Genomic DNA, 7193 nt, shown 5'->3' with positions numbered 1-7193 from the left:
ACTTCCCCATGAAGTGCTGGTTTTTGAAAATATCAATATGGATTCCTCTTTGCCCACGGCAATAAAAAATCCATACTTTCCTGCAGCGAGGTTCTTGCCTTCCACCTTTACATCGGTACTAAATTCGATAATGGTATTTTCGTTGGCACCCGCACGCCATGGTGCTGCTTTACTGGTTCCAAAACCCAGGTCAGTAAATCCAAAGGGCACCAATACACCCCAAATTTTTCCCTCACGTCCCTTTACACCCGGCCTGTCGTAATGAATGGCAACATCGGTAAGGCCAATGCGTTCGGCTACCATGGCCTTTTTATTTCCGCCATTGGGGGTAGTTGTAAGCTGTGCCTTTAAAAAAGGTGTAAATAAAAATAATGTAGCAATGGTAAGCAGTTTTTTTTTCATATAAAAAATTTTGGTGTGAGGATATAAATATACAGTACGATTTTACCAATAACAATACCCGTTGATGAAGGGCAGTTTAACTTGATTAAAGGGTTAAGCATTCTCATCATACTTTATAATCTATCTAAAAAAGATATGGCAAATCCTTTAATTATCCTTTAAGCTGGCGGTCATCCTCTTTTGCCGAGCGCAGCATTTGTACAAAATCCATTTTTTTACTCATGGCATTTACAGCCATTGCAATGCGTTTTGTTTTGGTAGGTTCTGCTTTGACACTTTCTATCCATTTGCTAAAATAATGCTGATGATAATTAGGAAGTGATTTAAAATACTGTATGGCTGGCGGTTCATCTTCTAGGCATGCTATCAGCAAAGCATTTATTTGATATGGTTTATTGTCCACAGCCAATTTTACCTGCGAGGTAGCGCCCTTTTCTTTTCCGATAGCTTTGCGCAAGTCTGCTTTCAGTGCCATAATAAAATTACCTTCGCCCATTGGTATTAATGCTATGCCGCTGATGGAATGCTGATCCAGCTTCCCTTTTACCCTGAATGATTTTTTATTACCTGGAGATAATTGCTGTGCCAGTACAGCCAGAATTACAATGTATGTCCAGCCGGTTTTTTCACCCTTCTCCCCAAATTTTAATATGGTTGTTGTAAATTGTATCATGGCGTTGTTAATTCAAATTTGAACAATTTTTTACATAAACAAAATCACGTTGTTTTAACTTTTGTATGCTTAATTTTATTGTATGACACTATCTTCAAAAAAAGTACTACTGATTTTATTTTTATTCGCAAGTACAAAACTAATTGCTCAAAAACGCTATGAAGATTTTAAAGTAGTGGATGAGTATGTAAAATCACTGGGTGCTTTGGATACCCTCAATATGGGTACCATCAGTTATATTGTTACCAAAAAATTTCCGGATAGCAAGGATAAGGCAAGAGCCATCTTCGACTGGATAGCATGGAACATCAGCTTTGATGTAAAAGGTGCTAAAAAAAATGGCAACGAAAAAAATATTGCAGAAGATGTTTTGAAATTCAGGAAAGCAACGTCTGCGGGTTATGCAGCATTGTTTCAGGATATGTGCAGTGTTGTAAAAATCCGTTGCCTTACGGTGGATGGATATTTGAAAAATAATGTAGAACAGTTTACTGAAAAGCCCGAAGAGTTTAACCATACCTGGGATGTGGTACAAATGGGGATGAGTCCTGAATCGTGGTTTTACGTTGACCCAACGCTGGGAAGCGGTTATACGGATGAGAAGGTTACCGTATTTACAAAACAATACAATGATGCGTATTTTTTTGCAGACAGAACTATTTTTAATTATCAGCATTTACCCGATAATCATGCCTGGCTCCTTGGGCCAGGAACTAAAAGTAAGAGCGATTTTTTTTCAATGCCATTGGTTAAAAATGCCGCATACGAATTTGGTATCAGCAACTTTTTGCCCGACAATGGTTATATAAAAACTACCATCAATAAAACAGTACAGTTTAGCTGTAAACTATCTGGTAATAAGGGTATTGATATTGTTGCACTGCTTATTGGTGAGGATAAGAAAAAGAAAACAAAAACGGTGGACTATACAGTTACAGACGGTGTATTGCGGTTTGGTTATAAGTTTCCGGAAGAGATCAACTATCCGGTAACCGTTTTAATAAACAATAAACCGGTACTGGGTTATTTTGTTGAAGCAAGTGAGTAGGTTTTAATTGATAATTAATAATTGGTCTGCTCTCACTTACATTGACACCTCAATACGGTACAGAAAATTTAAAATTTCGGAATATTTAACCCAACCAACCTTTATTAAAATGTTCAATTCCTTACGCGTAATTTCTTTGACCATTCTCTTCCTCTCAGGTGAATTTGCTTTAAGTCAGCAACAGGATATTATAACCTGGAGTAAGCAAAATGACCAGCTGACCACAACAGACTGGTTAATAAATCCGTCGGGGTTTAAAGCAGCAGTTTTTAGCAGCGCTGATAAAAAAAATATTATTCTGTACAACGGACTGGTAAAACGGACTTTCCTTTTATCGCCCAATGTGGTGTGCACCGATTACAAAAATATGGTTACCGGCCAGCAATTATTAAGAGCCGTTATGCCGGAAGCCTTGGTTACTATCAATGGTACAGCATATAATGTAGGTGGGTTAAACGGACAAAAAGAAAAAGCTTATCTGTTACCACAATGGCTGCCTGCATTTACAAAAGGAGAAAATGATTTTCAGTTTAGCAAGTACACCATCAGCGAATTAAAGCCTTTTGTACAATGGAAGCCGGGCAACTGGTGGGCATATAACAAAAAACAAGCGACGGGTAAACTGGTAAGTTTTATTTATAAAAATAATTTAGCGGCATTAAAAGATATCATGGTAAAAGTTCACTACGCCCTGTACGATAATCTTCCTTTGATTACCAAATGGATTACTATAGAAAATACGGGACTGGCATCAGTTATAATTGGCCGGGTAAAAAACGAACTGCTGGCCGTGGCGGAAGAAGAGAGTGCTGTAGTGGGCAGTCCGGATAAAATGAAAAAACAGCAAGGCATATACGTTGAAACAAATTATGCCTTTAACAATGCCATGCGGTACGAGATCAGTGATCAGACGCTGCATTGGAAAATTGATTCTACCTACACTTCACAGGTAAATTATGATTATAACACCCCATGTATACTGGAAGTATATCCTGATAAAGTATCGGGCATTGAATTACAACAGGGAGCATCTTTTACATCGGTACGAAGTTTTGAATTGCTGATGGATAGCTACGACAGGGAAAGAAGAGGATTGTTTGTAAGAAAAATGTATACCACCATTACTCCCTGGACAACCGCAAATCCCATTTTCATGCACCTGGTCAGCAACAATGATGAAGAAGTAAAAAGGGCTATTGATCAATGCGCTGCAACAGGCTATGAAGCCGTTATACTAAGTTTTGGCAGCCATTTAAATATGGAAGATTCTTCTACTGTCAATATAAAAAAATGGAAAGTACTGACGGAATATGCACACCAAAAGAATATTAAAATTGGAGGTTATTCTTTATTCAGTTCCCGCCGCATTAGTGATGAAGATGATGTAATAAATGCCGTGACCGGTAAACCGGGAGGTGCCTTTTTTGGCAATGCGCCCTGTTTTGGCAGCAAATGGGGACTGGCTTACCGGGATAAAATAAAATACTTTTTTTCACAAACAGGATTTGATATCTGGGAGAATGATGGCCCCTATCCAGGGGATGTTTGTGCCTCTACAACACACCCAGGCCATAAAGGGCTGGATGACAGCCAATGGAAGCAAATGGAGATTCAAAAAGATTTATACCATTGGCTGAGTGAACGGGGCGTTTACATCAACGCACCTGACTGGTATTTTTTAGATGGAACAAATAAAATTGCCATTGGCTACAGGGAAGTAAATTTTTCCTTACCAAGAGAAAATCAAAAGATACTAAACCGTCAGAATATTTATGATGGCACCTGGGAAAAAACACCTTCAATGAGCTGGGGATTTGTGCCATTAACCCGTTACCAGGGCGGAGGCCCGGAAGCCGTATTGGAGCCACTTTCAGAACACCTTACTGACTACAAACAACTAATGATGCAATACTATGGAGCAGGAGTGCAGGCCTGTTACCGTGGCCCCAGATTATATGATACAGACACCACCAAACAAACAGTCATCAACGTAATTAACTGGTATAAAAAATACAGGGATATTCTTAATGCAGACATCGTTCATTTACGCCGGGCTGATGGGCGGGATTGGGATGGCATATTACATGTAAATCCGAAATTAAAAATCAGGGGTTTGCTGATGTTGTACAATCCGCTTAAAGAAAGAATTGCCCGAACCATCCAGGTACCATTGTATTATACCGGTGCATCTAATACTGTAATGGTTAGTGAAAAGGAAGGAAAAAAAGTGCCCATGAAATTAAATAGAAAATATGAAATTGAACTTTCAGTAAACATTCAGCCTGAAAGTTATACCTGGTTTGTGATTGAATAGAGGCAATAAAATATACAATACAAAAATAAGCAACTATAAAACGGGCAGGACTCATTTCAAATTCTATTGCAATAAAGCCTTTATTTTATTTTCCAACTGCTCTTCATCCAGATCCATGGCCACTATCTTCCCTGTTTTATCCAATAAAAAAGTATTAGGAATTGCCTCAACACCATACTTTACAGCTGTTTTAGAATACCAGCCAGCCTTATCAAATACCTGCGTGTAATTAATTTTATCCTGTGCAATGGCTTTTATCCAATCACTTTTTTTACTGTCGATAGAAACACCAAAAACTTCAAATCCCTGGCCTTTATATTTATTGTACAATTTTATTATACCTGGTATAGAAGCCCGGCAGGGAGCACACCAGCTTGCCCAAAAATCTATCAAAACAACTTTTCCTTTTAATGAAGATAAATGTATCATCGTATCATGTGTACCGGGTAACGAAATCTCGGGTGCCATCTGTTCTGCCTTTACCTGTGCCTCCGTACTAAAACCAATCAATATTAAAACTACAATTACGATAACATTTTTCATTTACAACAGTCTTTTTTTATGAACAAGGATAATATAAAATTTAATATTTTTTTTATTATAATTATCATTTGGTTGTTTGCATTTGCAGTACAAATATAAGAATGATCGCTTACAGTATATCGTTAAAAATCTACCGTTTATATAAACCAGACTGCACGTTAATTTACAAAATTCCATTGTATGCCAAACCGTATTACCAAACCAGGATATGCATAATGCGGTGCTGCAAAATTATTTTGAGTAAACCCAAACCCATTGGCAAAATTGATGGTATTTAAATTTTCAGCACGGATAAAGGCAGTGAAAGATTTAATTCTGAAATGCAGAAAGGCGCTGATATCAGGACGGTTTTTTAATGTATAGCTGCTATCCTGCACAAAAAACTGACCCATCACCGGCGAGTAATTGTTAGCCTTATAAGGTGTATAATACCTGAATTCAATACCGGTGCTTAAATTAAGATTTTTAAAAAATACACCTTCGTAAGCAATCCGGTTACGGGTAAAGATAAGCGGCACTTTTACGGGTGCAGCTGCATCGGTTTGTTGCAACGTTACTTCAGCATACCAGTTCCACCGTTTGCTTAATTTTATTTTTTTAGCTGCGCTTAATTGTAATAAATTTATAACCGTACTATACTGCGCCGTTTTATAATACCCGGTAAAATAAGCATAGTTTGTAATAAGATAATTAGCAGCGGATAAACTAACAAAAGGATTGTCTGCAGCAGCCTTTAGCGTAATGATGTTTTCTTTTTTATACCCGCCCGCATTACCAAAATTAAAGGAAGAAAGGGGGTTGTATATAAAAGACGGTGTACGGTTAACATTGGTAAAGGCAAGGCGTATGTTACCCCATCTTTTATTTAAATACCGTGCCAGCGAGGCATTGATATTATAATCGCCCGAATTTAACCCGGCCATATATAATTCTCCATTTGCTAAAATATCCCATAGCCTGTTACGGGTTTTATTGCGGTATTCGCCGTGCAAAATAATATTGTAAAAATTGTGGGTACCCGATGAAAAAGTGCCATTTATATTTTCAATTCTGGCACCCGCCAGTAAATATTGGGCAACATTTTTTGTATTGGGATAAGTAAGAATAGAAAAATCGTTGGTAATCACTTTCCATTTATCTGTTACAACCAAACTATCATGCCCAAGTGTATCAGCAAGCATCGCTGTGTTATAAAAGTTTTTGTAATAACTGGAATCACCTGCTACCAGGTCCCTGAACTGGTAACTGTAATTATTGTAAGTAAACGTATGCTGAAAACGAAGTTTGGAATAAAATAAATATTCTGTGGTAGAATCATTGATGGCAATAGAATCTTTTTTACCAAGGTCATACGATTGCCTTAAAAAAAAGGTAAAATCTTTGTACACATTGCCTGTATTAACTGTTGTATTAAAAGGATTAAAATTGGAATTGGTTCCTCCTAAATTAACGGGTATGGCAAATAGTTTATAGTTTTTATCGGTTAAATTACTATCGTTTTGTATTCCTCCGTTTTCAGAACTTTTAATAACATTTCCCATTATCATAAAATATCCTGCATATCTTTTCCGCTTACCCTGGTAATTGCTAAAAAGCCGGTAACTTTTATGATTGGTATTTTGAGACGAAAAGTAACCCGGTGCGCTGATGAGGCGGTATTCCAACCCAAAATTTAAATTGGGTTTTGGGTTTTGGGTATGAATAATACTAACCACCTGTTCTTTGGCTGACCCCAACTCATAATTCATCCTTGTAAAAGGTTTGGTAGTTTTAAAAAAACGGGAGTTCTCTAAGGTAAACCGGTAAGCGTCAAATGCGTGAAAACCTGCATCCCATCCGGCTTTGGCAAAGGGAGCATATATCAATGAATAACCCGCGTTGCCATTGTTGCCCAAATATTGCTGGGCAGCAGGTATGGGAAAATATTTGTAAAAATCGTTCAGGTTGGAATCTATCCGGATATTCCTGATAGAATCAAGATATTTAAATGTAACCGTAATAGAATCTTTTAGATCATCCCGGTGTTCAAATCCAAGCCCCATACTATCCCCCTTATTCTTGCCGCCACCACCGCTGCCCGACATCCCCCTGCCTACGTTTTTAATAGACTGCAGCGGATTTTGTGCAATACAAAACTGAAACATCCCCAACAGCAATAAAGAAAAAATTATTTTATACATTATTCAAAATTATTCATCACCCTACAACCATTT

General features: G+C 37.6%; 6 protein-coding genes. 2 read left to right on the top strand and 4 right to left on the bottom strand.

Annotation, left to right across the window (positions count from 1 at the left end; all coding sequences use genetic code 11):
* Positions 1-402, bottom strand: a 402-nt coding sequence (locus tag H7254_RS02190; RefSeq protein ID WP_301931430.1) for a DUF2911 domain-containing protein, incomplete at its 3' end; no start/stop codon positions are given.
* A 151-nt stretch (positions 403-553) separates the two neighbouring features.
* Positions 554-1075: a YdeI/OmpD-associated family protein gene (locus H7254_RS02185; RefSeq protein WP_301931429.1), complete on the bottom strand. Its 522-nt coding sequence runs from the start codon at positions 1073-1075 to the stop codon at positions 554-556.
* Between the two features lie 82 nt (positions 1076-1157).
* Here H7254_RS02185 and H7254_RS02180 point away from each other — a divergent pair, with 82 nt between their 5' ends.
* Together H7254_RS02180 and H7254_RS02175 are read left to right on the top strand one after the other, a co-directional pair.
* Positions 1158-2123 carry a transglutaminase domain-containing protein gene (locus tag H7254_RS02180; RefSeq protein WP_301931428.1) on the top strand — a complete coding sequence of 322 codons (966 nt, stop codon included), beginning with the start codon at positions 1158-1160 and terminating at the stop codon, positions 2121-2123.
* Positions 2124-2232: 109 nt separating this feature from the next.
* Positions 2233-4437 carry an alpha-galactosidase gene (locus tag H7254_RS02175; RefSeq protein WP_301931427.1) on the top strand — a complete coding sequence of 735 codons (2205 nt, stop codon included), beginning with the start codon at positions 2233-2235 and terminating at the stop codon, positions 4435-4437.
* A gap of 63 nt (positions 4438-4500) precedes the next feature.
* On the opposite strand, the gene H7254_RS02170 is transcribed toward H7254_RS02175, so the two are convergent.
* Positions 4501-4980 carry a peroxiredoxin gene (locus tag H7254_RS02170; RefSeq protein WP_301931426.1) on the bottom strand — a complete coding sequence of 160 codons (480 nt, stop codon included), beginning with the start codon at positions 4978-4980 and terminating at the stop codon, positions 4501-4503.
* Between the two features lie 158 nt (positions 4981-5138).
* Positions 5139-7160, bottom strand: coding sequence for a putative porin (locus H7254_RS02165; RefSeq protein WP_301931425.1), 2022 nt, complete (start codon positions 7158-7160; stop codon positions 5139-5141).
* Positions 7161-7193: the final 33 nt, after the last annotated feature.

This window comes from Ferruginibacter sp., from assembly GCF_014377975.1.
GTDB lineage: Bacteria > Bacteroidota > Bacteroidia > Chitinophagales > Chitinophagaceae > Ferruginibacter.
Note: the sequence above shows the minus strand (reverse complement) of the source record. Positions and strands in the feature narration are given on the sequence as shown.

Excerpts from the sequence above, each read along its gene's own strand:
- H7254_RS02185 (WP_301931429.1), bottom strand. The coding sequence starts at position 1,075 with ATGATACAATTTACAACAACCATATTAAAATTTGGGGAGAAGGGTGAA.
- H7254_RS02180 (WP_301931428.1), top strand. The coding sequence starts at position 1,158 with ATGACACTATCTTCAAAAAAAGTACTACTGATTTTATTTTTATTCGCA.
- H7254_RS02175 (WP_301931427.1), top strand. The coding sequence starts at position 2,233 with ATGTTCAATTCCTTACGCGTAATTTCTTTGACCATTCTCTTCCTCTCA.
- H7254_RS02170 (WP_301931426.1), bottom strand. The coding sequence starts at position 4,980 with ATGAAAAATGTTATCGTAATTGTAGTTTTAATATTGATTGGTTTTAGT.
- H7254_RS02165 (WP_301931425.1), bottom strand. The coding sequence starts at position 7,160 with ATGTATAAAATAATTTTTTCTTTATTGCTGTTGGGGATGTTTCAGTTT.